27 protein-coding genes are annotated in these 26,092 nt (G+C 50.9%); 15 read left to right on the forward strand and 12 right to left on the reverse strand.

What is annotated here, in order from left to right:
* The first annotated feature begins 185 nt into the window (after positions 1–185).
* The gene (locus ACM1PF_RS24480) at positions 186–632 is read left to right on the forward strand and encodes a DUF3598 family protein (protein ID WP_416668037.1); all 447 of its coding nucleotides are present in this window, start codon (positions 186–188) and stop codon (positions 630–632) included.
* 14 nt (positions 633–646) lie between these two features.
* On the opposite strand, the gene ACM1PF_RS24485 is transcribed toward ACM1PF_RS24480, so the two are convergent.
* Together ACM1PF_RS24485 and ACM1PF_RS24490 are read right to left on the reverse strand one after the other, a co-directional pair.
* A complete protein-coding gene (locus ACM1PF_RS24485) occupies positions 647–1,099 on the reverse strand; it encodes a DUF4437 domain-containing protein (protein WP_416668039.1) in 453 nt (150 codons plus the stop codon).
* The gene (locus tag ACM1PF_RS24490) at positions 1,096–1,536 is read right to left on the reverse strand and encodes a DUF4437 domain-containing protein (protein ID WP_416668043.1); all 441 of its coding nucleotides are present in this window, start codon (positions 1,534–1,536) and stop codon (positions 1,096–1,098) included. Before ACM1PF_RS24490 ends, ACM1PF_RS24485 begins: the two co-directional genes overlap by 4 nt.
* Before the next feature lie 134 nt (positions 1,537–1,670).
* Between ACM1PF_RS24490 and ACM1PF_RS24495 the strand changes: the two genes are divergently transcribed.
* The 4 genes from ACM1PF_RS24495 to ACM1PF_RS24510 all read left to right on the forward strand — a co-directional run bounded on the left by ACM1PF_RS24495 (position 1,671) and on the right by ACM1PF_RS24510 (position 8,876).
* A complete protein-coding gene (locus ACM1PF_RS24495) occupies positions 1,671–2,681 on the forward strand; it encodes a zinc-binding dehydrogenase (protein ID WP_416668045.1) in 1,011 nt (336 codons plus the stop codon).
* A gap of 104 nt (positions 2,682–2,785) precedes the next feature.
* On the forward strand, positions 2,786–5,200 hold the full coding sequence (locus tag ACM1PF_RS24500) for a response regulator (RefSeq protein WP_416668048.1): 2,415 nt from the start codon (positions 2,786–2,788) through the stop codon (positions 5,198–5,200).
* Positions 5,201–5,239: 39 nt separating this feature from the next.
* Complete coding sequence (locus ACM1PF_RS24505) at positions 5,240–8,527, forward strand: PAS domain S-box protein (protein WP_416668050.1); 3,288 nt, start codon at positions 5,240–5,242, stop codon at positions 8,525–8,527.
* A complete protein-coding gene (locus ACM1PF_RS24510) occupies positions 8,499–8,876 on the forward strand; it encodes a response regulator (protein WP_416668053.1) in 378 nt (125 codons plus the stop codon). Before ACM1PF_RS24505 ends, ACM1PF_RS24510 begins: the two co-directional genes overlap by 29 nt.
* Here ACM1PF_RS24510 and ACM1PF_RS24515 read toward each other — a convergent pair.
* Positions 8,873–9,019 carry a hypothetical protein gene (locus ACM1PF_RS24515; RefSeq protein WP_416668057.1) on the reverse strand — a complete coding sequence of 49 codons (147 nt, stop codon included), beginning with the start codon at positions 9,017–9,019 and terminating at the stop codon, positions 8,873–8,875. The genes ACM1PF_RS24510 and ACM1PF_RS24515 overlap by 4 nt on opposite strands.
* Positions 9,020–9,133: 114 nt before the next feature.
* Here ACM1PF_RS24515 and ACM1PF_RS24520 point away from each other — a divergent pair, with 114 nt between their 5' ends.
* On the forward strand, positions 9,134–9,451 hold the full coding sequence (locus ACM1PF_RS24520; protein WP_416668059.1) for a Mo-dependent nitrogenase C-terminal domain-containing protein: 318 nt from the start codon (positions 9,134–9,136) through the stop codon (positions 9,449–9,451).
* A 151-nt stretch (positions 9,452–9,602) separates the two neighbouring features.
* Positions 9,603–10,157 carry a LabA-like NYN domain-containing protein gene (locus ACM1PF_RS24525; protein WP_416676785.1) on the forward strand — a complete coding sequence of 185 codons (555 nt, stop codon included), beginning with the start codon at positions 9,603–9,605 and terminating at the stop codon, positions 10,155–10,157.
* 198 nt (positions 10,158–10,355) lie between these two features.
* Here the strand turns inward: ACM1PF_RS24525 and ACM1PF_RS24530 are convergent, their stop codons facing one another.
* The gene (locus ACM1PF_RS24530; protein ID WP_416668061.1) at positions 10,356–10,727 is read right to left on the reverse strand and encodes a hypothetical protein; all 372 of its coding nucleotides are present in this window, start codon (positions 10,725–10,727) and stop codon (positions 10,356–10,358) included.
* Between the two features lie 49 nt (positions 10,728–10,776).
* On the opposite strand from ACM1PF_RS24530, the gene ACM1PF_RS24535 reads away from it, so the two are divergent.
* Positions 10,777–11,622 carry a class I SAM-dependent methyltransferase gene (locus tag ACM1PF_RS24535; protein ID WP_416668062.1) on the forward strand — a complete coding sequence of 282 codons (846 nt, stop codon included), beginning with the start codon at positions 10,777–10,779 and terminating at the stop codon, positions 11,620–11,622.
* 95 nt (positions 11,623–11,717) lie between these two features.
* On the opposite strand, the gene infC (ACM1PF_RS24540) is transcribed toward ACM1PF_RS24535, so the two are convergent.
* Both infC (ACM1PF_RS24540) and infC (ACM1PF_RS24545) read right to left on the reverse strand, forming a co-directional pair.
* The gene (infC, locus tag ACM1PF_RS24540; protein ID WP_416668064.1) at positions 11,718–12,239 is read right to left on the reverse strand and encodes a translation initiation factor IF-3; all 522 of its coding nucleotides are present in this window, start codon (positions 12,237–12,239) and stop codon (positions 11,718–11,720) included.
* 71 nt (positions 12,240–12,310) lie between these two features.
* Positions 12,311–12,841: a translation initiation factor IF-3 gene (gene infC, locus ACM1PF_RS24545; protein ID WP_416668067.1), complete on the reverse strand. Its 531-nt coding sequence runs from the start codon at positions 12,839–12,841 to the stop codon at positions 12,311–12,313.
* A gap of 260 nt (positions 12,842–13,101) precedes the next feature.
* Here infC (ACM1PF_RS24545) and ACM1PF_RS24550 point away from each other — a divergent pair, with 260 nt between their 5' ends.
* Positions 13,102–13,857, forward strand: a complete 756-nt coding sequence (locus ACM1PF_RS24550) for a ComF family protein (RefSeq protein WP_416668069.1) — start codon at positions 13,102–13,104, stop codon at positions 13,855–13,857.
* Here the strand turns inward: ACM1PF_RS24550 and ribE are convergent.
* On the reverse strand, positions 13,848–14,522 hold the full coding sequence (gene ribE, locus ACM1PF_RS24555) for a riboflavin synthase (RefSeq protein ID WP_416668071.1): 675 nt from the start codon (positions 14,520–14,522) through the stop codon (positions 13,848–13,850). The genes ACM1PF_RS24550 and ribE overlap by 10 nt on opposite strands.
* A 314-nt stretch (positions 14,523–14,836) precedes the next feature.
* On the opposite strand from ribE, the gene ACM1PF_RS24560 reads away from it, so the two are divergent.
* Positions 14,837–15,286 (forward strand): Fur family transcriptional regulator, encoded by a 450-nt coding sequence (locus ACM1PF_RS24560; RefSeq protein ID WP_416668074.1) that lies wholly within the window; start codon positions 14,837–14,839, stop codon positions 15,284–15,286.
* A 350-nt stretch (positions 15,287–15,636) separates the two neighbouring features.
* On the opposite strand, the gene ACM1PF_RS24565 is transcribed toward ACM1PF_RS24560, so the two are convergent.
* The 3 genes from ACM1PF_RS24565 to ACM1PF_RS24575 form a co-directional block, all read right to left on the reverse strand.
* A complete protein-coding gene (locus ACM1PF_RS24565) occupies positions 15,637–16,443 on the reverse strand; it encodes a circadian clock KaiB family protein (protein ID WP_416668077.1) in 807 nt (268 codons plus the stop codon).
* A 105-nt stretch (positions 16,444–16,548) separates the two neighbouring features.
* Positions 16,549–17,907: a type IV pilus twitching motility protein PilT gene (locus ACM1PF_RS24570; RefSeq protein WP_416668079.1), complete on the reverse strand. Its 1,359-nt coding sequence runs from the start codon at positions 17,905–17,907 to the stop codon at positions 16,549–16,551.
* A 320-nt stretch (positions 17,908–18,227) separates the two neighbouring features.
* Entirely contained in the window at positions 18,228–18,476 is a 249-nt protein-coding gene (locus tag ACM1PF_RS24575; protein WP_416668082.1) for a hypothetical protein, read from the reverse strand.
* Between the two features lie 384 nt (positions 18,477–18,860).
* On the opposite strand from ACM1PF_RS24575, the gene ACM1PF_RS24580 reads away from it, so the two are divergent.
* The gene (locus ACM1PF_RS24580; RefSeq protein ID WP_416668085.1) at positions 18,861–19,583 is read left to right on the forward strand and encodes a Uma2 family endonuclease; all 723 of its coding nucleotides are present in this window, start codon (positions 18,861–18,863) and stop codon (positions 19,581–19,583) included.
* A gap of 95 nt (positions 19,584–19,678) precedes the next feature.
* Here ACM1PF_RS24580 and ACM1PF_RS24585 read toward each other — a convergent pair whose 3' ends face one another.
* Together ACM1PF_RS24585 and ACM1PF_RS24590 are read right to left on the reverse strand one after the other, a co-directional pair.
* The gene (locus ACM1PF_RS24585; protein WP_416668088.1) at positions 19,679–21,601 is read right to left on the reverse strand and encodes an ABC transporter ATP-binding protein; all 1,923 of its coding nucleotides are present in this window, start codon (positions 21,599–21,601) and stop codon (positions 19,679–19,681) included.
* Between the two features lie 53 nt (positions 21,602–21,654).
* The gene (locus ACM1PF_RS24590; protein ID WP_416668091.1) at positions 21,655–22,035 is read right to left on the reverse strand and encodes a hypothetical protein; all 381 of its coding nucleotides are present in this window, start codon (positions 22,033–22,035) and stop codon (positions 21,655–21,657) included.
* 361 nt (positions 22,036–22,396) lie between these two features.
* Between ACM1PF_RS24590 and ACM1PF_RS24595 the strand changes: the two genes are divergently transcribed.
* The 4 genes from ACM1PF_RS24595 to folE all read left to right on the forward strand — a co-directional run bounded on the left by ACM1PF_RS24595 (position 22,397) and on the right by folE (position 25,748).
* Positions 22,397–22,534: a hypothetical protein gene (locus ACM1PF_RS24595; RefSeq protein WP_416668094.1), complete on the forward strand. Its 138-nt coding sequence runs from the start codon at positions 22,397–22,399 to the stop codon at positions 22,532–22,534.
* Positions 22,535–22,603: 69 nt separating this feature from the next.
* Positions 22,604–23,587 (forward strand): acetyl-CoA carboxylase carboxyltransferase subunit alpha, encoded by a 984-nt coding sequence (locus ACM1PF_RS24600; protein WP_416668097.1) that lies wholly within the window; start codon positions 22,604–22,606, stop codon positions 23,585–23,587.
* A gap of 605 nt (positions 23,588–24,192) precedes the next feature.
* Positions 24,193–24,912: an SDR family oxidoreductase gene (locus ACM1PF_RS24605; RefSeq protein ID WP_416668100.1), complete on the forward strand. Its 720-nt coding sequence runs from the start codon at positions 24,193–24,195 to the stop codon at positions 24,910–24,912.
* A gap of 74 nt (positions 24,913–24,986) precedes the next feature.
* Positions 24,987–25,748 (forward strand): GTP cyclohydrolase I FolE, encoded by a 762-nt coding sequence (gene folE / locus ACM1PF_RS24610; RefSeq protein ID WP_416668102.1) that lies wholly within the window; start codon positions 24,987–24,989, stop codon positions 25,746–25,748.
* Positions 25,749–26,092: the final 344 nt, after the last annotated feature.

Consider the following 26,092-nt stretch of genomic DNA (forward strand, 5'->3'; position numbering starts at 1 on the left):
CTGGCTTTGGCAAAGTCTCGTCCCTGGCATGATAGCTGCTCGAAACCGCCATGACTACATCCTGGAGGACTGAATTGACCGAGCCCTACCGCAAACTATAAGTCAGATTAAATCTTGTAACCAAGTTGCCAGCCCAACCCAGTTTGGAGCTATTCAGGAATTAAACCTGAATCAAAAACACAACCATGTCTAACATTCGAGAAGAAATGCCCGTTCTCGCCCGCCATGAAGGGGAATGGTTTGGCACCTATACCCTAATTGATCCAGCAGCGAAAATCCTGGATCAGCACGAAGCCCGCCTGTCCTGCCAGTTTCCCCAGGAGGGGGAATACGATTACTATCAAATCAATCGCTACACCTGGGCAGATGGCAGGCAGGAAGAACATCAGTTTCCGGGCTTCTATCGAGGCAAAAAACTGTGGTTTGACACCGAACGGATTCATGGTCACGCCTGGGAAGCCGATGATGCCACGATCCTCCTCTGGTTTTCCTACAAAACCATCCCAGACTTTTACCTCTATGAAATGATTCAAATCAGTCCTGACAACCACCATCGTACCCGCACCTGGCACTGGTTTAAGAACCATCAACTGTTTCAACGCACCCTGATTCAGGAAGAACGACAACATTAATGAGTGACTGCGAATTAAGAAGGAGCATAGGACAAGACCGTTCCCGATTGGGATAAATCTCGATCCACACGCACGAAAAACAAACTCCCCTCCTCTGAGATATGTCTGGGAAGGGTGCTGAAACTGGGACTATAGCCAAAATGATCCCTGGCAAATCGGTAATCTCCGATATCGCAACAACCGACTAAGCCGTACGCCTCTTCGTTGTAGGACTGAATCATCATTTGCTTCCCGTCATAGTGGGGCAGAAGCGCAAGGAGCCATACTCCACCACCATTAGAGGCTTTTCTCAACCATTTCTTGCTGGCTGAGATGAATTGCGTCGTGTCCGTTCTGCCCCAGGGCAACAATCTGCTGTCCAGTACGGGAATAAAATCATTCATTCTAGCAGTCGGGGAATTCGGTGCATCTTGATACTGGAAGCGGCTATTTTCCATCCATAAAATTTCTGCGGTTGCTCCATTCAAAACTTTCCAGGGCCCACTCGCACTCCGGCTGGAATAAACGAGTAGCTATGTTTGCGGAGTTGCCACTCTCCCAGTTGAATAGCTCCACTCAACACAAAAATTTCCAGATCTGCCGTGAATCTGCCCGCAGGAATTTCAAATTGAGGCGGCAACGAAACCTTTGCGGTGGAGGCTCCATTCTCGTGCCAGGAGAGCAAGCGACGGGTGGCAGGCATAGCCTTTTGGGTTAGCCCATGAATCAGCCATTCTTCTGCGGAGACAGTGTGAGTGTCAAAAAACTGGTACTGGCGCGGCAGATGTTCTGAAGCGATCGCAGTACATCGCCCCGATAAATTCATTCGGCTTTGACCGTTTCCCCCCCAATCTTCCGGGATAGGCGGGGTTTCTAAAAACTCCTCAGGGGAGATCGATGCCAAGGATGGATTGGGTTCACTCATGATCGGGCAGCCTCTAAACCGATGGGAAGCGTATCATCAAATTTAGAGGAAAATCCCGATCGGGGCACACTGCGCTGTGCGTTCTTACAGACAATCCTTTTGCCCACCCTCTCCCCCTGATTGAATGCGCTGCTATGCATCCCAAAACCTACAAAAAGCTCGTCGCCAAACAGTTTAGTGCGGATTTTCAGTCCGCGATCGCCATTGAAGCGGTGCCCCTTCCCAGCCCCACTGCCGATCAGATCCTGATTCGCAACAAATTTGCGGGAATTAATGCCGGATTTGATACCTTAATCTGTCGGGGGAAGATTCCCTATGTGGATCTCACTCCCCCCTTTGATTTAGGGGTTGAAGCCGTGGGTGAAGTGGTGGCGATCGGGGCAGCAGTGCAGGATTTTACGGTGGGAGATGCCGTTGCTACCACAGTCCGAGGCGGAGGCTACCGGGAGTATCAGGTGATTCCGGCCCAGCTTGCGGTCAAAGTTGCTGAGGCAATCCCAGAAATTCTCACCCTGATGCCGACGGGAATATCGGCCCTCGTTGCGCTGGAACAAGCAGGGGAGATGCAAACGCAAGAAACGGTATTAGTCACTGCCGCTGCCGGGGGAACTGGGCATATTGCGGTGCAGTTAGCCAAACTCGCCGGAAACCATGTGATTGGCACCTGTGGTTCTGCGGAAAAGGCTCAACTGTTGCAAGAACTGGGGTGCGATCGCATCGTCAACTACCGCCAGGAAAACCTGAACGCTGTGTTGGAACAGGAGTATCCCAACAGCATCAATCTGGTGTTTGATTGTGTGGGGGGGAGCGTGTTTGATACCTGCCTGGAGCATTTAGCCGTGCGGGGGCGGTTAGTCAGTATTGGTTTTATTTCGGAATATGCCAGTGTGCCGCAGGTCGTTTCCCAGCCCCGGATTTACCACAAGTTATTCTGGAAAGCGGCTTCCGTCCGCGCCTTCCTCATGCCCCACTATGCCGAACATATGGGATCAGCCCGCGATCGCCTGCTCGACTTGTTCTACAGCCAAAAAATTTCCGTTGCCATCAACCCCACCCCCTTTCACGGCATCGAATCGATCCCACTCGCCGTGCAATACCTCCTGAAGGGGCAAAATGTGGGTAAAGTTGTGGTTCAGTTTTATTAGTTTGACTTTCACCGATAGGCTGGGTTGAATCGAACCCCCGTTAACCAACCCGTTAATATTTCTTTGTTGAGCGGATAGCTCTTGGCTGGTCTACGCTACCGACCATGCCCAACAAATCTACAAACCATCAGGATTTAATTCAAGTTAGCCTTAACTTAAGGGTGTTGGAAAAGACAGGGTTTGTGTCCTGGTATTGCGGCTGGCAAGTGATGAAAATTCTGTTAATAGAGGACGATTCGCTAATAGCTGAACCACTGGTCAAAGCATTGATCGAGCAACATTATGCTGTAGATATTGCCACAGACGGGCAGGTTGGATGGGAACTTCTGGAATCTTTTACCTATGATCTGATTTTGCTGGATGTGGGATTGCCCAAACTGGATGGAATGACACTGTGTCGAAAACTGCGATCGCAGGGTAATCAGACTCCCGTTCTCCTGTTAACAGCCCAGGATGCCAGTACCAACACGGTAGTGGGGTTAGATGCAGGGGCAGATGATTATGTGGCAAAACCGTTTAATTTGCCAGAATTATTAGCCCGGATTCGCGCTTTGCTCCGTCGGGGTGGAGCCACCTTACCCCCCCTGTTAGAGTGGCGAAATTTGCAGCTTGATCCCAGCATTTGTGAAGTCACCTGTAACGATGAATTGGTGCGGTTAACCCCCAAGGAATATGGTTTGCTGGAGCTATTTCTACGGAATCCGCATCGCATCTTTAATACGGGTTCGCTGATTGATCACATCTGGTCGTTTGAAGAACCTCCCAGCGAAGACACAATTCGTTCCCACATCAAAGGATTACGACAAAAACTCAAGTCGGCTGGCATTCTAGATGATCCGATCGAAACGGTGTATGGGATTGGCTATCGACTGAGACCCGCAGAGTCAAAACGCAGAGAGGGAAAACCGCAACGGCATAAAGCAACCAAAAATCAAGATGAAGGTGTAGGGACGATCGCCCTGCAAACGGGCATCAATCACATCTGGCAGGAGGTGAAAGAAACCGTCGATCGGCGGGTTTCAGTGGTTGAACGAGCAGTCGCCCTGTTGCTACAAAATCAGTTAAGCGAAGAATTACGGCAGCAAGCAGAACAGGAAATTCACAAGTTAGCTGGAACGCTGGGCATGTTTGGTGTTGCCCAAGGCTCTCAGCTAGCCCAGGAAATTGAACCCCATTTCCAACAGGGGCGATCGTTAAACCGGCAGCAAATACAGCGGCTGGCTCAGTTGGTGACTGCGTTACGTCAGGAGTTACAACACTTGAATGATGGGGTGACTGCATTCAGTGAACTGCCGGATACAGCGGTGGATGAACGCCCCTGGCTGTTGGTAGTGAGTCCTGATCCAACCCTCATCGCTTCCCTGCAAAAGAATTCTTCCCGTTGGGGGTTGTGCATTCAGGTGACATCCAATCCGATTACCGCCAGAGAACAAATTTCTGAAGCGCGTCCAGATGCAGTGTTATTGGATTATACCGATGCCGATACTTCAGAAAATCACCTGATGTTGCTGTCTGAACTGAATGTTTGCAAGCCCCCGGTTCCGGCACTGGTACTGACTGGAGGCGATCGCTTAATCGATCGGGTGAAGGTCACGCGGCTGGGGGGACGACGGCTCCAACAGCCGATCACTGCGAATCAAATTTTGGAAGCAGTGAATCAAGTGCTGCAACAAGCTCGTCCATTGCAGGCAACGGTGATGGTGGTAGACGACGATATCCAGATATTGACCACCCTTCAGCAATTGCTGATTCCCTGGGGGCTTCACGTTTCTGTGCTCGACAATCCCCTTTTGTTTCTGGATACCCTGGAAGCGAATCCCCCCGATCTGCTGATCCTGGACATTGAAATGCCTCACATTAGCGGCATCGAACTGTGTCAGGAAGTGCGCAATGATCCCCGATGGAGTGAGCTGCCGGTTCTCTTTCTCACTGCCCATACGGATGCAGCAACAACGCAACAGGTCTTCACGGCGGGGGCCGATGATTATGTCAGTAAACCGATCGTCGGGCCAGAACTGGTGACGCGGATTTTCAATCGTCTGGAGCGCATTCACCTGCTTAAGAGCCTGGCGGAGACCGATGCCCTGACGGGGGTAGCCAATCGGCGCAAGTCTACCGAAGCATTGGCTCAGTTTCTTCAGTGGTGTGATCATTGTCAGCAGTCATTTTGCTTCATGCTGGTGGAGCCAGAACCCCTGCAACAAATTAACCAGCAGTATGGTCATGCAGCGGGCGATCAAGTATTGGCGCGGTTAGGGGAACTGTTGCGGCGATCGTTTCGGAATGAGGATATTGTGGGACGTTGGGGAGGCAGAGAATTTGTGATCGGCATGGCGGGGATGACCAAAGCAGATGCAATGCAACGCTTTCTGGAGCTACAGCAAGCCTGGCAGCAGTTTGAGTTTGCGGCAGAGGGGGCTGTGTTTCAGGTGAGCCTCAGGGCGGAAGTCGTGCAATATCCCCAGGATGGGGCGAATCTCCAACAGTTGTATCAGGCGGCCCGCGTTGGATTGAGCTAGGCTGGAGAGGGAACGCGATCGGGCTGAAGGGAATCTCAGATGAAAGCACCATTGCCAGACAATGAACCTGACAGACTCAATGCCCTCCAAAAATACAACATTCTGGACACGCTGCCTGAAGAAGCATTTGATGATTTGACCCGGATGGCGGCCTTCATCTGTGGCACACCCATTGCCCTGGTCAGCCTGATCGATGAGTGTCGCCAATGGTTCAAATCGAAGTTGGGCATAAATGCGGTAGAAACTCCCCGGGATCTGGCCTTCTGTGCTCACGCCATTTTGCAGCCTGATGATGTGATGATTGTTTCAGATACCCTGCACGACGATCGATTTGCCACCCATCCGTTAGTAACCGGAGATCCCCATATTCGGTTTTATGCTGGTGCCCCCTTAATCACCTCCGATGGCTATTCCCTGGGTACGCTTTGTGTGATCGATCGCAAACCTCGACAGCTAAATGCAGCTCAGGTTCAGGCACTACAAGCCTTGAGTCGCCAGGTAATTTCTCAACTGGAGCTACGGCAGAACCTCATTCAGGTGAGCCAAACGACCACCGAATTGCATCAAGCTGAGCAAGCCCGCATCCAGCTTCTCCTCCAGGAGCAAACCGCCCGTACCGAAGCAGAGGTTGCTCGGAATCAGATTACCAATATCTTGGAGAGCATCGCGGATGCCTTTTTTGCCCTGAACCAGGAGTGGCAGTTTACCTACCTGAATCAGCAAGCAGAGGAATTATTGCAGCGACGACGGGAGGATCTACTGGGTCGAGTTCTATGGGATGAGTTTCCAGAGGCGATCGATTCCCCGTTTTACCAGGAGTATCATCGTGCGGTGGCGGAACAGGTGACGGTTCGGTTTGAAGCCTTTTACCCACCCCTGAATCAATGGTTTGAAGTTCAGGCCTATCCTGCCAGAGAGGGGCTATCGGTCTACTTCCGCAACATTAACCAGCGAAAAGAGTCAGAGCGAACCCTACGCGACACCCTCTCCTTACAACGAGCAATGCTCAACAGTGCCAATTACAGCATTATCTCCACCAGTGTAGACGGCACAATTCGCACCTTTAACTCCACCGCCGAGGCATGGCTGGGCTATACGGCAGCAGAGGTCATTGGACAAACCACCCCCGTCTTGATTCACGACTGGCAGGAAATTGTGCAGCGATCGCAAGAACTGTCGCAGGAATTAGCAGAACCGATCGAGCCAGGATTTAACGCATTCGTCGCCAGGGCAGTGCGCGGAGAAGTTGATGAGCGTGAGTGGACGTACATTCGTAAGGATGGTTCCCGCTTCCCCGTGTTATTGTCCGTGACGGCCCTCCGAGATGGCGAGGATCAGATTACGGGATTTTTGGGAATTGGGAGTGACATTACCGATCGCAAGGCGGCTGCGGCGCAGCTTCAGAATCTCAGTAAAGCATTGGAAAGTGCAGTGGAAGGCATTGCGCAATTAAACCAGCAAGAACAGTATGTCCAGGTCAATCCTGCCTATGCCGAGATGTTGGGCTATCAACCAGACGAAATGCTGGGCATGAAATGGCAGCGGACGGTTTCCCAGGAGGATGCCGCCCGGCTGGAGGCTGCTTATCAGCAAATGCTTAAGGTGGGCAAAGTAGAAATCGAAGCCAGAGCGATTCGCAAAGATGGCACGATGTTCGACAAGCAAGTGGTGATGGTCAAAGCCTATGATCACCAGGGACAGTTCAATGGCAACTATTGTTTTGTCAAAGACATTAGTGAACGACGGGAAATTGAACGGATGAAGGATGAGTTTGTCTCGATCGTCAGCCATGAATTGAGAACGCCGCTGACCTCCATTTCTGCTGCGCTGGATCTTTTAGCGGAAGGAGTTTTGCAAAACCAGCCGGAAGAGGCCCAACAAATGCTGGGGATTGCCGCTAACAATACCGATCGCCTGGTGCGATTGATTAATGACATTCTAGACATCGAGCGGATCGAATCTGGCAAAATCATCATGACTAAGCAAGTCTGCAATGCTGCGGATTTGATCCATCAGGCGATCGAAGCAATTCAAGACATCGCCGAAAAAGCTGAAATCACCCTCTCTGTTTCTCCGCTGAACGTCCAACTCTGGGCCGATCCCGATCGGATCATTCAAGTCCTGACCAATCTAATCAGCAACGCCATCAAATTCTCCTCCTCCAACAGCACAATCTGGCTAACCGCTGAACTCATCCCCGACCCCGACCCTTTCCACCCCCTGCCCCCCTCCCTCCTGTTCAAAGTCATCGATCAGGGCCGCGGCATTCCCCCCGACAAACTCGAATCCATCTTTGAGCGATTTCAGCAGGTCGATGCCTCCGATTCCCGGCGAAAAGGCGGTACGGGACTGGGATTAGCCATCTGTCGCAGTATCCTTCAGCAGCATGATGGGCAAATCTGGGCGGAAAGTACCCTGGGAACGGGCAGCACTTTCTGTTTTACCTTGCCCACTTTTAATCCTGTGGAACGTATTGCACCATTGAGCTTGACTGAATTAGCCGCTCCCATCTCAGCTCCAGAACACAAACCGCAAGCTCCGCTGGTACTGCTTTGTGACGATGACGATTCAGTTCGTCAAGTAATACGAGCCATATTGGAACGTCAGGGCTACCAGGTGCTGACGGTTTCTTCAGGCCAGCAGGCGGTCGAGCAGGCAGGTGTCCATCATCCAGATGTGATTTTGCTGAATCTACTCATGCCCGGTATGAATGGCTGGGAGACCTTAGCTGTGCTCAAACAGCAACCTGAAACGCAAACCATTCCCGTGATCATTTTGAGCGGACTATTACCCGATGCCAGAGAAACTTCCTACACCGAGATTAGCGATTGGGTGGTGAAACCGCCGGATCCTAAAGTACTAAGGCAAGCATTGGAGCGGGCCCTCGCCAACCACAATCAACCGTTGAAGGTGTTGATCGTTGAAGATGATTTGGATTTAGCGCAAGTCCTCATCACCCTATTTTCTCGCCATCCGATTGAAACGTTTCACGCCCAAACTGGACGAGATGCCATTCAACTCAGTCAGCAGGTCATTCCTGATTTGCTGGTTCTTGACCTGGGATTGCCAGCCGATGATGGCTTTGCAGTTGTAGACTGGCTACGGCAGCATAATCGGCTCTACCGGGTACCACTGATTGTATACACCGCCCGCGATCTCAATGACCACGAACGCAACCGCTTAAAACTGGGACAAACGCTATTTTTGACCAAGGGACGCATTGCTCCCCAGGAATTTGAGCAACGGGTGATCAACTTACTGAACCGCATGATTCGAGGGAAGACAGGAGAGAGTCTGGATGATGACCAAACGAATTCTCATTATTGACGATGAATATGATATCCGGGCAGTCGCTCAACTCACACTGAAGACGATCGGCGGCTGGAATGTATTGAGTGCAGCTTCGGGGCATCAAGGACTGGATAAAGCAGCCGAGGAACAACCAGATGCCATTTTGCTGGATGTCATGATGCCGGATATGGATGGAATTGAAACCTTCCGGGCCCTGCAAGCAAACCCAACAACCCAATCTATTCCGGTGATCTTAATGACGGCAAAGGTGCAAGCGTCAGAACAGCGACGGTTCGCTGAACTCGCAGTCGCGGGAATTATTACGAAACCCTTTAAAGCCATCAAACTACCAGAGCAAATTGCCAAAATCCTGGGCTGGAGTTAGCGGTAAACCGATCGGAACTGCCAATGTCGCCCATTGGAGCGATCGGTTCTCTGAACCCGGTAGGGACATGGCACAGCTATCTCTACCTGTTGCGATATCCCGACTCGAATGGTGGGTCTGAACGGTGCATTCAGTCCAAACATACAAATTTTTGCTCTACACAAGTTCTGCATTTTTCAGGTCTAACTTAGAAGCCAGTCGAGAGTAGGAGTGAAATTTTCCCTTTTGCATCTATCCTTCGGCGGATTGTTTCCCTGATGGCTTTACAGCCTGCCTGTATTGTGAACTACCCAAAATCTTGTTCTCGCTGGCACCTGAGCACCCTGCTCCACCCCATTCGTCAACGGCTGGAATCGATCGAAATTTCTAATCCACGCACGGCGCGATCGCTATGCCGAATCATTCCAGCCCGCTGTCCCTTTGAACGACAAATCAAGCTGTTTGACTATACACTGATTCGCATTCCTCCCCTTTGCAAATTAAATCCTTTCTACGATCAAGTCGTGAGTCTTCGCTTTAAATCCTTAGTTTTTCTGGCTGATCAGTGCGGTGAAGACGTGTCGCTTTATTACTAAATAATCATCCATTTTTCTGGGGAAGTTTTCCCTAAACACTGAGGTACTTATGGCAACTACTTCTACCCACGCAGCCATTTCAGAAGGACTCCTCCAAAAGCCCCGCTGTCCAGAACATTTAACAAACGCCCATAAAAACAACCCAATTAACATGTTGCAAAATGATGAGTCGGAGAACGCTCCTGTAGATTCCGGTCGAACTGCCATTTTCATTGATGGCTCAAACCTGTTTTATGCCGCGTTGCAGCTTGGAATTGAGATTGACTACACCCGGTTGCTTTGTCAATTGACTGCAAATTCTCAGCTACTGCGGGCTTTTTTCTACACCGGAGTCGATCGCACCAATGAAAAGCAACAGGGCTTTTTGCTATGGATGCGTCGGAATGGCTATCGAGTGATTACAAAAGATTTGGTTCAGTTGCCAGATGGTTCTAAAAAAGCGAATTTAGATGTCGAAATTGCGGTCGATATGTTGACGTTGTCCAAATACGTTGACACGGTTGTTCTGCTTAGCGGCGATGGCGATTTAGCCTATGCAGTGAATGCGATCGCCTATCGGGGAGTTCGGATTTCGGTGGTCAGCTTGCGTTCCATGACCAGTGACAGCCTGATCAATGTGGCCGATCGGTATACCGATCTCGACTCCATCAAGCAAAACATTCAGAAGCCTGTGGGAGGCTATACGGGCTGCGTCACCGTATCCTGAGCGTGGATCAATGACCTGGATCACCAACCTGGATCACCAACCTGGATCACCGCCTCTTGGACTGGGCAGGCAAGATGCCCACCCCACAAGAATTTCAGGTTATTGAAATTTCAGGTTATTAATTTGGATTTCCAGGCAATCCGTAGCGCAGGCAGCATTCGACTGAGCACTCACGCCGAAGTCTTGCCTGCCAGGAATCTATTCCACCGATTGCTGATCGGGTTCCATCTCTGCTGAATTCAAAGCAAACAGTTCCACCAAACCGATCGTGCCGACAAAAAAGGTGTAAGTGCCATAAAGCAATGGGGATTTTTGTTTGCCCGGGGCGTAGATCGCTGCGATGATTCCCTCGATCAGGTGGGCAATCAGGGCAAACCGTCCAATCCAGAGGAGAGGAGCCAGGAAAGCGGGGATAGAACGGAGGGTGAATCCTGCATAGAGATGCCATAACTCCAGAAGAATCGCTCCTGTAATCAGGACGATCGAAATGCGCTTGATCGTAGTCATCAGTATGGGCGGTAGGGTCAGCAAACGGAGAATCATGGCATGGCTTAAAGGGCGATCGAGCAAAATGATATCATCCGACCAGTGCTCCGACGACCAGTGATCCGAAAGCGTTATGGTGGTTCCTCAGCAAGATTCGATTGGGCAAGATTCGCGGCATTCTTTGATCGGGCATTCTTTGATCGGGCAAACTTCGATCGGGCATCGGTTACTGCGATCGATTTTACGCAGGTTAATCGGTCGAGACAATCAGCAGTTTTATGAGGCGATCGACTGGCAGCAGGAGAGGGAACGGGTTCAGCAGCCCCTCACCTATCCCGACTATTACACCAGCCCTAATTTTCACGGCATTGAGCAAGGCTATCTCAACCCGATCGCCGCCATAACCTACGATGCAGTAACTGCCCTGGCATCTCCCCCGCAGGAAATGTGGGTGCGGCAGCATTTGATGGCAGCGATCCAGGGGCAACCCCAGCGAATTTTAGATTTGGGCTGTGGTACGGGAACGGCAACCCTGATGCTGAAGCAGGCATTTCCTACCGCAGTTGTGACGGGATTGGATTTATCCCCGTATATGCTCGTGGTGGCGGCAGAGAAGGCTCGTAAAGCGGGGATGGCGATCGAGTGGCGGCATGGGCTGGCAGAATCCACTGAGTTTGAGGCGGGGCAATTCGATCTGGTAACGGCTTCCTTTTTATTCCACGAAACTCCACCGCAGGTCGCTCTACTCATTCTGCAAGAGTGCTTTCGCCTCCTGAAACCAGGCGGACAGGTCTTGATTTTAGATGGCAATCAGCACATTTTACGTCATGCGGATTGGTTAATTCGATTATTCCAGGAACCCTACTCCAGGGTTTATGCTGCTGGGGATACGCAAGCCTGGATGAAGTCTGTGGGATTTCAGTCTACTGAAGCGATCGGCTTTGGATGGATTCATCAGCTCAATTCTGGCGTGAAATGATTTGCCAAACCAGATTTATTCAACGCAATAAGGGGCTGGCACTGCCAAACCCCTACAGATTCAATGATTCAGGTTACTTAGTCTATAACTCTAACCTACTTCTTGGGAGCCAGGAGCATCATCATCCGGTGCCCTTCCCGCTTCGGAGCCTGCTGAATATCTGCGGTTTCCTTCAGATCGCTCGCCATGCGCTTTAGCAAATCCTCCGCCAGATCTTCGTGCTGCCGCTCCCGTCCCCGGAACGTGATGGTGGCCTTCACCTTGTCCCCATCTTTGATGAACTTCTCAGCCCGATTGACGCGCACATTGTAGTCATGCTCTTCAATCTTGTACCGCATCTTCACTTCCTTCACCTTGGAAGTGTGTTGATTCTTGCGGGCTTTACGCTGCTTCTTCTGTTGTTCAAATTTAAATTTGCCGTAGTCCATGACTCGGCAGACAGGGGGATTGGCTTTGTCGCTGACTAAAACGAGATCCAACTCTCGCTCCTTCGCAATTTCCACAGCTTCTTTCGGAGCCATGATCCCCAATTCATCTCCCTCAGTATCAATGACGCGGATTTCAGGAAATCGAATTCGTTCGTTAATGGTCGGTAGGTTTTGGTTTCGTTTGATCATTCAGTTACATCTGTAAACAACAAAGTGGGGAATCCGGTCAACTCCCCAGGCTATCACCTCCAAAAGGAAAATTATTTCTTAGGAGCCAACAACATCATCATATTACGCCCCTCTTTCTTGGGCGCTTGCTGAACCTCGGCCAGTTCTTGCAGGTCTTTTGCCATGCGCTTGAGCAAGGTTTCAGCCAGGTCAACGTGCTGAATCTCCCGTCCCCGGAAGGTGATCGTTGCCTTCACCTTATCTCCAGCCTTCAGGAAACGTTCAGCCTGATTGACGCGAACGTTATAGTCATGTTCTTCAATTTTATAACGCATCTTCACTTCCTTGACATCGGAAGTGTGCTGCTTCTTACGAGCCTCTCGCGCTTTTTTCTCCTGCTCGAATTTGAACTTACCGTAGTCCATAATTCGGCAGACCGGCGGATCGGCTTTATCACTCACCAACACCAGATCCAGCTCTTTTTCCTCCGCCATTCTCAGCGCATCGCGGGGAGTCATGATACCTAATTGACCACCATCTGTATCAATTACCCTAATCTTCGGAAAGCGAATGCGTTCGTTAATGGTCGGTAAGTCCCGGTTTTGTCTAGTAACAGGCGGCATGGGCAGTTGATGTTCGGAAATTCCTTTGGGTTAGATTGTGTTCAGAACGATTACAAGACAACTTACAAGCAGCAATAACTCTAAGGATTACCTTAAAGATATTCAATTATGTTAAGCCCTACAGCAGAAAGTGGAACTATAGATTTGTTACGTGCTGCTATTCTAGCCGCATTGACCAGGGAGATGTCTACTCCCCTGGGAGGGAGGCGGCGAAAAAAAATTGCAGATAGGCGATCGTCAGTTGATCCATATCCAAAAATATGATTCAAAAATCAGGTGGGGAAGGGATGCAAAGGGGGGTGAGTCAATGGCTCAGGCGATTAGCAGGGTGGGGGGATATTATTTTTGCGGCTGAGTGTCCCCTCTGTCAACGATCGACGGCCCAGGAGTTATGTCAGGATTGCTGGACTCAGGTAGAACGATGTCGCTGGACTCACCCGGTAAGGGAAACGGAGTCACCCTCCATCTTCGCCTGGGGGCACTACAGAGGAGCCTTGAAGCAGACGATCGCCGCCCTCAAATATGACCAGCATCGCCAGCTTGCTCGACCGTTAGGACGATGGCTGGCCCAGAGTTGGTTGACCCAGACCCAGCACCCTCGAAATCTGATGGTTGTCCCGATTCCGCTCCACATCAGTAAGCAGAAAGAGCGGGGATTTAATCAGGCTGAGCTGGTAGGGCGACCGTTTTGTGAATTCACCCGACTCCCCCTCGAACCGCAGGGATTGATTCGGAGCCGAGCCACTGAAGCACAATTTCACCTTTCCCCTGAAGCCAGGGAACAGAACCTATCCGCAGCCTTTGAACTGGGGACGTTACGCGATCGAACCCAGCGGGCGGTGCTGTTGCTGGATGATATCTATACCACCGGAGCCACTACACGGGCCGCGATCCAGGTTTTGCAGCGATCGAACATTCCGGTATACGGCATTGTGGCGGTAGCCAGGGCAGGGGATCCAGGCAAGAATTTTCCGCCCAGTTCACCATTCCCGGTGAAACCTCCAGCCTACAAATAACCGTGTTCAACCAAAAAGCCAGGTGTAATCCTCTCTTCCAATTCAGTCACGGTGGACGAGTCAGGGCTTAAGCGCAAAAACTTCTCCACATATTTACCCAACACATCCCCCTCCAAATTCACTGGGCTTCCGGGTTGGAGAGATTGCAGATTGGTTTCCGCGTAGGTGAGGGGAATCACAGCAACTTTGAACCAGGTTCCCTCCCGGTTACAGTCTGCCACGGTGAGGCTCACCCCATTCACCGCAATACTGCCCTTGGGGACAATGTAGCGAGACACCCGCGAGTCAGGAACCTGGAAACTCATTTCCCAGGCACTCTCTGTCCGCTCTGAGGATTCTAAATAGCCCGTTCCATCAATATGCCCCGTGACAAAATGCCCACCGAGCTTACTGCCTACCTTGAGGGAAGGTTCCAGATTCACCGAATTTTCTCCTGTTCGACCGGACAGGGTGGTGCGGTTCAGGGTTTCGGGCGAGACGGTGGCAATAAATCCCGTTGGCAAAATATGGGTCACAGTCAGGCAAATACCGTCCACCGCAACGCTATCCCCCAGCTCCAGATCCGGCTGCAACTGAGCCAGCCCTGCGGCATCGCAGGTAATCTGAACTTGATTATTCTCCAGGGAGCGCAGTGTACCGATCGCCCGAATCAGTCCTGTAAACATAGTGTCTTTTCGATGGCATTGTCAGGTAATTGAAATTGTAGTTGCAAAACTTTTTATGAACGAAAGTGTCGGAAAACCCGCTAAATTGCGATCGATTCTCATCTAATTTGCCGCTTCAGAACTTTTAACAGCTTCTCTGCGATCGCTCAATAACTGACCTTAACCCACCTTTAAGCAAAATTAGAATTCCAAATCAAACACACAACCAGCTATTTTTAGCTATTATTCTCAATAAGTGCTTGCTCTTGCAAATGAGGGGATTAATTGTGTATCCTTCTCATCAAGACAGCTTTATTGAGAAAGGTGAGCCAGCAATGTACAGCGTAACTTCCCTCAAGGCTGAACTCAACGAAAGGGGCTGGCGGTTAACGCCTCAGCGTGAAACGATTCTTCAGGTTTTTCAAAATCTGCCAGAGGGTCAACATCTGAGTGCGGAAGATTTGCATAATTTGCTTCTGGAAGATGGCGAGGCAATCAGCCTGTCTACCATCTACCGCAATCTCAAGCTTATGGCCCGAATGGGCATTTTAAGAGAACTTGAGTTAGCAGAAGGGCATAAGCATTACGAAATTAATCAGCCTGCTCCGTACCACCATCACCACCTGATTTGCGTTCGTTGTAATAAGACGATCGAATTCAAGAACGATTCTATCCTCAAGACCGGGGCAAAAACGGCCCAAAAGGAAGGGTATCACCTATTGGATTGTCAGTTGATTATCCATGCCATCTGCCCAAGCTGCCAGCGATCGTTGATCCCGATGTAGCTTGGCGATAGCCCCTTTGTTTGTCAATTTGTCAATACTTCATTTCGTAGGCTGTTCGCCCATTGGCCGTTCAGCCTATTTCTGATTTCTATCCTCAGAGCTAAGTGTTAATTTTTGTGCCATGTTAACTTTAAGACTCAGTTAGCTAGAGGTCATTAACCTTCCTCCCGATGGTTCTGCTCATGATTTAAGCCAAGACGATCAAATGTATCAGTTCAATCAACACTGGAAAGATTTGGGAGGACTTCAGGGGTTTCAACGGCACTTGACTGAAATTCTAATTTCAATTGCCTAAAAAATATCAAACTCCTCGGAAAGATTGACCGAATGAAAACTTGTTAGAAGGTGCCCTACCCGCCATCCAGTAGATTGAAACTCTCTGGGAGAGCCAGGGCTTGCGATACCTTGTGAACATCTTCCAGATCGCCCACAATTCGCTTAATTGGATGCGGCCACACCTTGACCAGCGTGGGGGTAGCAGCCACCTGATCGGCTTCGGCTAGCTCTGGGTGTTTGTGAATGTCAATCACTTTCAGTGTGTAGGGTTGCTGGAGTGATTGTTCTAGGAGGCGATGCAGATTTGCCAGGATATTCGCTGTGGTCGTGCTATTGCCTGCAACAAAGAGCCGCAGCACATACCCTTGCGTTGCCTGGGTTGAGTGAACGGGTGACCAGGCTAGCATCGAGCTTTCCTGCGGCTGACGTATGGGAGACTGTAGTGCCGCCCGTTCATAGCGCACCACCAGGTCATGATCTTGCCATAGCTGGGGGAATTGCTGCTGATAGGAACTGAGCACGATCGGGTCACAAATCCCTTCTGGGCAAGGCGAAGCTTTCCAGACTAATTCTCCTACACCAAAGATGACATTCAGGAGGGGCTGATAGCGCAAAACGAGGGGATGGGCTTCTGCGTAGGTTTGGATGGTTTGGGTGCGGGCATCCAGACAGCGATCGATGGTTGCGGTGTAGCAGGGCACCAGGAAGTGGGGCGGTTCAGGCAAGTTCAGCATTTCTTGGAGGACGGCACAAAGCTGCAAGTGCCATCGGCTCTGTTTCTCTGGGTCAATACAGTAAACCAAATCTCCTCCTGGGGTAAACAAAGCAATCCCCTTGAAAAGATTTTGGTGCTGAGTGTTCAGGTTTGAATTCGCGCTCATCGTTGCAGTATCCCCCCTAATGAGCCTAGCGAAGAACCTCTCGATTGGGTAGCGATGCAAAAAAATACCTCCCCGCTGGGAGGTGTAGGAAACTTCAAAATTGCCTTAAACCCGGCCCCGCAAGATTTGCGCCATTTCATTGGGCTTGGGAGAATGTTCCAGAGCCGTTTCTTCAGTGATGCGTCCAGCTTCGTAGAGCTTGTAGAGGGACTGGTTCATGGTACACATGCCGTCAAAGGTGCATCGGGGAATGATGGCTTCGATTTCGTCAATCTCGCCGCGCCGAATGTAGTCTTTGATGGCATCGGTGTTAATCATGATGTCGTGGAAAGCGGCTCGTTTGCCGTCTGTTGTTCGACACAATCCCTGAGCAATGACGGACACTAGCGATTCGGCAATTGCCACCCGCATGGGAGCTTGCTGATCCGGTTCGTACAGGTTAAGAATCCGCTCGATCGTCTTTACTGCACTGTTGGTGTGCAGGGTTCCCATCACTAAGTGACCCGTTTGCGCTGCTTTGAGAGCCGTATTCACCGTTTCCTTGTCCCGCATTTCCCCAACCAGAATCAAGTCAGGGTCTTCCCGCAGGGCCGCTTTCAGGGCGTTATCAAACTTTCTGGTGTGGATTCCCACTTCCCGCTGTTTGATCAGCGACTTTTTACTCTGATGCACAAATTCGATCGGGTCTTCGATGGTGATGATATTCTTCGGCATCTCATTATTGATGTAGTCAATCATCGCTGCCATCGTAGTGGATTTACCGGAACCCGTTGGGCCGGTCACCAGAATCAGACCTTTGTGGTAGTGGCAAATATCTTTGAAGACCGTCGGTAAATTTAACTGTTCAATGGTGAGAATCTTCAGCGGAATCAAGCGCATCACCATTGCGGGGCCGCGCAAAGAGTCGAAGATGTTAATCCGCACCCGGGCAAATTCGTACTGAGTCGCGCCATCATAGTCGAGCGTATCTTTGAAGCGATCGATGTCTTCATCGCTCAGGACTTCCTTCAACCAACTAAAAAAGGTGTCGGTGTCGGTGGTGGGATAGTCGGTTGTATCGATTTCACCCCGGTTCCGGAAGCGTGGTGTTTCCCCTACGCCGACGTGAACATCGGAAAATCCCTTATCGAATGCTTCCCGAATCAGTTGCTCCAGGGTAGGTTGTCCAGGGCTGGGTTTTGCTGCCCTTGCCTGCCCTCGCATTGCCGCAGGGGGTGGAGGGGGTGGAGCGGGACGTTGCCCTGGCGGAGGAGCCGCAGATGCAGGGGGGGGCATCGGTGCGGGTCGATTTCCGGAGCTAGATAGATTTGGATTCATGGCAGGTGCGGGGGGCATCGGTAACGTCTGGGAGGGCATCGCTTGGGTCGCTCCTCCGGCAGCAGGGGGGCTGGGTGTGGGTCGGGGAGGCGGAGGCGGAACACGGGGAAGAGGCGGAGGAGTAGGCGGGTGTTGTGCTTCTGTCATAGACCACCGATCGGCAAGCGAGTTTGGATGTGCAGTAGGGTAATTCCCACTGCTGTCCTTAAGGTTGCCCAAAACCTCAGGATCTCTTATCAGATGAATCTACCATACTGAATTCGATCGCAAAATTCTGCTGATTTTCTTACCATTCCGAAAGCGGTGTGTGAGGACTGGGCGGGATCGCAAAATTCTGCTGATTTTCTTACCGTTTACCTTTCAAACCATGCTGCTGCGGGGACTGGGCGGGCAGGATGCCCACCCCACAAGAGATTAATTCTGGTAAGGACGCACAGCAGTGCGCCCCTACGGTTGTGTGCCCTTGCTTAGAGGGTCATCGATCGCACGTAGATTCGCATGATTTCACCGGGTTCTTTGATTGTCGCCTGCTGGATTTGCGAGAAGGGTAGGGGTCTTGACCAGTCTTCCACTCGGCAAAAATCGCATTGATACAGACGGGCGATCGTGATTTCTACATCATTGGGTTGCCCAATCATCAGGATTTTTACGGAGCGACGAGCAGGGGAAATCAGCCGATCGCCACTGGGGGGCAGACCGAACAGTTTGTCGGACATGATTTGTGAATCTCCTTGTGTTCCAGGGTTTGAAGAAACCCTAGAGACTAGCCCTCGTTCAGACAGGGCAAGCGGCAGACATCGGGTGTTATCATACACCCTAGCCTGGACTAGCTTGAGTAGTCTGGGTCAGGAGGTCAGGCGTATAGCTTGTCAGGGCACGCTTGATCTCCGCTAGAGAATTCGCCTCTAGGTAGAGCCGCTATCCCCAGGTCTGTGCAACCCAAAAGACAGCTATAGCTGATGAGCGTAGCATTAATCGATCGAGCAAATCAAGTTAGAAATGTTACCGTTCGATCGAGTTTTTTTACAAAATCTTTCCCACCTTTTACCCTTCCCCCAATCTCGCTACACTAAAAACACCGTTCTCCCTTGCCGATCGCCATGTCTCTCGCCAATACCCCTACCACTCCCCCACCTGCTGGGGCAGAAGTTGTCTTTCCCCCTGGAGATCTCTACAGCAACGAACCGCCCTTGGAAAGCTACCTCCACCTACAACAAATCCTCCTGTTGATGAAATGCCTCGACTGGCTCTGGAAAGACCGCAATGACTACTTTGCAGCAGGCAATCTCACCGTTTACTACAGCCCCCGTCAGCGCAAGTCAGAAGACTTTCGAGGCCCTGATTTTTTTGTGGTGCTGGGCACAGAACGCAAGCCGCGCAAAAGCTGGGTCGTGTGGGAAGAGGACGGAAAGTATCCCAATGTGATTATTGAACTGCTCTCAGACTCGACGGCAAAAACAGACAGAGGGTTGAAAAAGCAAATCTATCAAGACATCTTCCGCACCCCCGACTACTTCTGGTTTGATCCAGACTCACTGGAGTTTCAGGGATTTCATCTCGTCGATGGGCAATATCACGACCTGCAACCGAATCAGCAGGGCTGGTTATGGAGTCAGCAGTTGGGGCTATACCTGGGCGTACAGGAGCAACAACTCCGCTATTTCACGGCAGAGGCACACCGAGTTCCCACCCCTGAGGAATCGGCGGAACAGGCAGAGGCAAGGGCAGAAGCCGAACGACAGCGGGCAGAAGCCGAACGGCAACGCAACGATCGCCTGGCGGCCAAATTACGCGAACTCGGAGTTGACCCGGACGAAGCTTGAACTTTTACCTTCTGGAATCTGTCCAGGGACACCCTTTAACTGGGCAGGCAAAATGCCCATCCCACAAGAATTTTAGATGATTCAATTCCTGTTCCTCAGGTGATTCTTTCTGCCAACTCCATCCAGCGTTCCGTGGAAGAATCGATCGCCTGGGTCAGTTCCGCCAGTCGCTCGGTGAGTTGCTGCATTTCCGTGAAATCTGCTGACGGTTGATTGTAAAGCTGTTTCTCCAGTGCTTCCTTCTCCGCTTCCATTTCGGGAATTTGGGTTTCCAGGGTTTCGTATTCCCGCTTTTCTTTAAAAGACAGTTTCCGGGGCTTGTCGGACTGAGGAGAAGTCGAAGCGGGCTGACTGGTCTTTTCTTTCTGCTCTGCTTTCGCCGCCCGACTTTGTTCCAGAGTTTCCGACTCCTGCTGCTTCCGGTACTCCAGATACACCGAATAGTTCCCCGGATACTGCCGCAGATTCCCGGCAGATTCAAAGGCAAAGATCGTATCCACCACCCGATCGAGAAAATAGCGATCGTGGGACACTACAATCACACAGCCGTTGAAGTCCTCCAAATAATCCTCCAGCACTGCCAGGGTTTGCACATCCAGATCGTTGGTCGGTTCGTCCAGAATCAACACATTCGGCGCACTCAGCAGGACTTGCAGCAAAAATAACCGCCGCTTTTCACCCCCCGACAGTTTGTGAATCGGGGCGTACTGCTGATTGGGGGGAAACAAAAATCGCTCCAGCATTTGCGAAGCGGTAATCACACTACCATCAGCGGTTTTGACTAACTCTGCCACGTTCTTGAGATAATCAATCACCCGCTCGTTGGGATGTTGGGCCAAATCATCGGAGTGCTGATCAAAATAGCCAATGTGAATGGTCGAACCAATCTCCACCGTTCCCGCATCCGGCTGAATTCGCTCGGTAATAATATCCATCAGGGTCGATTTACCCACCCCATTGCCGCCAATAATCCCCACCCGATCCTCTGGGGAAAAGGTATAGGTGAAATCCTGAATCAGAGTTCGATCGCCGTATCCCTTACCCACCTGATGCAGTTCAATCACCTTCTTGCCAATCCGTCGTCCCGCCGTGGCAATCTCCACCTTACCCTGGGCTTGCTTAAACTCCTGGGCTTGCATATCGGTGATGCGATCGATCCGCGCCTTTTGCTTGGTGCTGCGAGCCTTCGGGCCCCGCTTCAGCCATTCCAACTCTCGCCGTAACACCCCTGCGTGTTTACGTTGGGAACTTTGCTCAGACTCCTCCGCTTCGGCTTTTTTCTCCAGGTAATAGCTATAGTTGCCGGAATAGGTGTACAGATCCCCGCGATCGATTTCTAGAATTTGATTTGTAACCCGATCCAGAAAGTAGCGATCGTGGGTAATTAACAACAATGCACCGCGATAGCGATTCAGATAATCCTGCAACCACTCCACCGACAGAGCATCCAGGTGGTTCGTCGGCTCATCCATCAGCAGCACATCCGGTTCCGACAGCAGAGCCGCGGCCAGGGCAATCCGCTTCCGGTATCCGCCCGACAGACCCCCAACCCTGGCGTGAAAATCCTGAATCCCAAGCTGAGTCAAAATAATTTTGGCACTCGTTTCCAGATCCCAGGCTCCCAACGCCTCAATTTGCTGCGTCACGTTAGCAAGCTGGTTCATCACCGCATCCGCATTCCCCTGTCCATGGGCCAGTTGATCCGACAGATCCTCATACTGACGCACCAGAGCCATTTGCTCACCGCTATCCGCAAAAACCTGCTCCAATACAGTGCGATCGTCATCCAGATCGGGCTGCTGCGGCAGGTAGACAATTTTGGCACTGGCATTCACCCACTTCTCACCCCCATCGATCGGTTCCAGTCCCGCAATCATTTTCAGCAGCGTGGACTTCCCCGACCCGTTCGTGCCAATCAGTCCAACCTTATCGCCTTCCTCCAGGCTAAAGCTAGCATCCTTGAGGATTTCTTTAATGCCAAAGTCTTTGCGAAGGGATTTGAGCGTCAGCAGCGTCATGGGTCATTGGAAAGCTACAGTAACCAGTCTAATGAGATTGAACAAACTTGGGACTAGCGATCGCCCTCCAGATTCAGCGCAGCCAAAACCGAGTCAGGAATTTCCAGCACATGAAAATAGACCAACGCCACGATCGCCACCGTATACAGCGTCGATGTGCCAAACCCGATCGCCAGTTCCCGCCTGAGATTCTTTTCTCGCTGCTCGTACAGCATATCCAACGCCCCCACCTGCATCAGCACAATGCCCAGGACATTAGAGAGCCAGTACCCTGCGATCGTCGCCGGAACGAACCAACCCGGAACCGCCCAACTTACGACATAGCCAAACCCATAGGCGATCGGCAGGTTAAAAAACAAATCATTCCACCAGGACAACGGCGACAGCATATAGCCCAGCCCAAAGATCAGCCCGTTCCACAGTTTTTTCAACATTGCTCCTTAAAAATAAAAATTGAATCACCTGAGAGTCTTACTAGAATTAAATACTCTAAAACTCTTGTGGGGTGGGCATCCTGCCCGCCCAGTCAACCAGGCAAAATGAACAAGCTATTGATAATCCACGATCCTAATTGTTCCGCGTTTGCTACCGATGAGCCAGAACCCGGTCCGCCGGAATATTAATTGAGATGGATCAGCCCCAATCGATCAACCCGAATCAATCCAATTCGATCGATCAACCCAAATCAACCCAATTCGATCGACCAACCCAGGTTAATTTTACCGTTTGCAGGAATTTTACCGTTTGCAGGCAAGATGCCTGCGCTACAGAACCCTTCCCTCGTTTGCAGGCAAGATGCCCGCGCTACAGAACCCTTCCTTCGTTTGCAGGCAAGATGCCCGCGCTACAGAACCCTTCTCTGCTCCCCACTCCCCACTCCCCACTCCTCACTCCTCACTCCTCACTCCTCACTCCTCACCCAAGGTTCGGTAATCGGTAACTCCTATGGGTTACAACCGTGCGATAAGATACTCTTTGGCAGGCTCACATTCAACGATCGCCATGGCAACTCCAGAGCGCAGACCGATTCTTTTGGATTTTGAAAAGCCCCTTTCTGAGCTAGATGCTCGAATCACCCAGATTCGAGAACTGGCAGAAGAAAATGAGGTAGATGTCTCGACCCAAATTCGGCAGCTAGAAGCCAGGGCGGTTCAATTGCGGCAAGAAATTTTTAGCAGCCTAACCCCCTCCCAGCGCATTCAAGTCGCTCGTCATCCCCGTCGCCCCAGCACGTTGGATTATGTGCAGGCCATGATGGATGAGTGGATTGAGCTGCATGGCGATCGCAGTACAGGAGTTGATGATCTGGCTCTGGTGGGAGGAATTGCCCGATTGGAAGGTCGTCCAGTCGTCGTGCTGGGTCACCAGAAGGGGCGAGACACCAAGGATAATGTGGTGCGGAATTTTGGCATGGCTTCTCCTGGCGGCTATCGTAAAGCAATGCGTTTGATGGATCATGCCGATCGCTTTGGCATGCCGATTCTGACCTTTATTGACACACCAGGAGCCTGGGCTGGGCTGGATGCGGAACGGCTGGGACAGGGGGAAGCCATTGCCTACAACTTGCGGGAAATGTTTCGCCTGAATGTACCGATCATCTGTACGGTGATTGGGGAAGGGGGATCGGGCGGAGCGTTGGGGATTGGAGTGGGCGATCGGCTGCTGATGTTTGAACATTCGGTGTATACCGTAGCCAGTCCTGAAGCCTGTGCTGCCATCCTCTGGAAAGATGCTGCTAAAGCTCCCCAGGCTGCTGAAGCCCTGAAAATTACATCTACCGATTTAAAGAATCTAGGAATTTTAGATCAAATTTTGCCAGAACCCGTTGGTGGAGCACATTCTGCTCCCCTGGAAGCCGCTGCGTCCCTGAAGCAAGCCCTCTTGCAAAACCTGAATGAACTCTCTACCATGACCCACCAACAGCGTCGTAACCTGCGCTATCAGAAGTTTCGCAATATCGGCATTTTTGCGGAGGTTCCCGCCTAGTAGAAGCGAACGTGAATTGAGCAACCGTAGAGCGGGCATCTTGCCCGCGCAGGCTGGAAGCCTGCACGACAAAAGGTGGGCATATTGCTGCCGAGGTCTACTAGTTAGTTCCACGGCATTGGATCTGAAACGTTATCCACTGGACTCGATCGCTCTAACCATTGAAATTTGTTTGGGATTTGCCTTCACCATCACAATGGACTTGTTTTCTGCAAAATTTCAGTATGGTGAGAGCCAGTGTTATAATCCAGAGAGTGAGTTTTGTTAATTTTTCTTAAGGCTTCTCTCATTTTTAACTATTTTTCACGGTGTTGGCTTTGTTTTTTGCATTGCATCAGGGAATGGTATGGGGATTCGCCATCCTCCTGGATTCCAAATATCATCCGAGCTGAAGTTTGTAATTTAAGCTGTCAGAGTTCCAGTTCAGTAAAAGTTTGGATGGGTTGTTCAATGAGTTTATTCGATTCAGCGCAGTTACTTGAATGGGTTGTGCTGGGGATGAGCTGGACTGAGATTTGGATGAAAAGTCGATGCAGTGAAACAGGTGCTGGCAATTCAATTGATTGCGATTGCAGCTTACATCTGGCAGGAATTTGGAAGACTTCATGACATCTTCAGACCGATATGCTCTGATCACGGGAGCAAGTAGTGGAATTGGTAAGGCAACAGCCCTGGCATTTGCCAAATCAGGGTTTAACCTTGTTCTATCTGGCCGTTCTCATTCCCGGTTAGCAGCCGTTATTGATGAGGTGAGTCAAATTGGAACGATTGCCAAGCCTTTAGTGTTGGATCTGTCTGATGTAAAGCAGGTTCAGGTGTCCATCCAACAAGCTATCGACGGTCTGCCCATTAGTGTTTTGGTAAACAATGCCGGAATGGGTTACACCGGAGAGCTGGCTTCAACACCGTTGGTAGAGTGGCAGCGGGTGATGGATCTGAATTTAACTAGTGTATTGCAGTGTATTCAAGCTGTTTTACCCGGAATGCGCGATCGCCAGCAGGGAACGATTATTAACGTAGCCTCGATCGCAGCCCACAATGCCTTTGCGGGATGGGGAGCATACAGCGTCAGTAAGGCGGGATTGGTTTCCCTGTCTAAGATATTGGCGGCAGAAGAGCGAACCCACGGAATTCGAGTTACTGTTGTCACGCCTGGTTCGGTGAACACACCCATTTGGGATACAGACACCGTTCACGCGGATTTCGATCGGACTCGAATGTTAACCCCAGAGATCGTTGCCCAGTCTATTTTGCATACCGCACTGCTGCCGCCGCAGGCAGTCATTGATGAATTGATTGTGATGCCTAGTGCTGGGGCACTTTAAACCGCAGACCCACAGTCAATTTGAGCGAATTTGGTTTTTTCATTGTTTGTTCTGGAGAGTTTACTTAACTGACTATGACTATTGCTTCTTCTAATGGTTTGAATGGCAGCAATACTGCTCCAATTAATTCTGCTGCAATGGATGCTGAAACGACCAGCGATGAAGTTTCAACCTCTGTATCGCAGCCTCAATCTAACAAGGTGATTGCTCGCCCCGATCGCAACACAGCCCATGGTCGCACTTCTCAACCGCATCTTCCAGAGGTTTCCTATGAGGAAATGACAGATGCAGTGCGCACCATGCTGCTGGGAGTTGGGGAAGATCCAGAGCGGGAAGGCTTGCTGAAAACCCCAAAACGGGTGGCTGAAGCGATGCGCTTTCTGACCAGTGGCTACAATCAATCCCTTGAGGAACTCGTGAATGGAGCCATTTTCGATGAAGGCCACAACGAGATGGTTTTGGTGCGAGACATTGATGTGTTTAGCCTCTGCGAACACCATATGCTGCCATTTATGGGTAGAGCACATGTTGCCTATATTCCAAATCAAAAGGTGGTGGGCTTGAGTAAGCTGGCTCGGATTGTGGAAATGTATTCTCGCCGTTTGCAGGTGCAGGAACGCCTGACGCGCCAAATTGCGGAGGCAGTCCAGGCAATTTTGGATCCGCAAGGGGTGGCCGTAGTCATTGAAGCAACCCATATGTGCATGGTCATGCGGGGGGTGCAGAAACCTGGTTCCTGGACGGTAACGAGTGCGATGATCGGCGGTTTCCAGGAAGATCAGCGCACCCGCGAGGAGTTCCTCAGCTTGATTCGCCATCAGCCTTCTTTTCACTAGTAGACCTTGGCAGCAATATGCCCACCTTTCGTCGTGCAGGCTTCCAGCCTGCGCGGGCAAGATGCCCGCTCTACGGTTGCTCAATTCACGCTCGCTTCTACTAGGTTTTTCACCAGAATTTCACCAGGATTTCACCAGAAATGGATGAGTTGGTGAATGGACAATTCATTCAGGAATGAACTAAGGAGGGGGTGCGGTTGGTGAGTCAATTGCGCCCTCTCTGAGCAAGCAATCTTTTACCAAGGGTGAACCTGATTGGTGAATCGGAACCACTATTGTTCGTGTTGCGAGTCACTATGCTTTATGTTGCGATCGCTACTTTTCGCAACAATATTTCATACCTG

It is taken from the genome of Egbenema bharatensis FJBBOT/2019, from assembly GCF_048077055.1.
In the GTDB taxonomy this organism is placed as follows: Bacteria; Cyanobacteriota; Cyanobacteriia; order Elainellales; family Elainellaceae; genus Egbenema; species Egbenema bharatensis.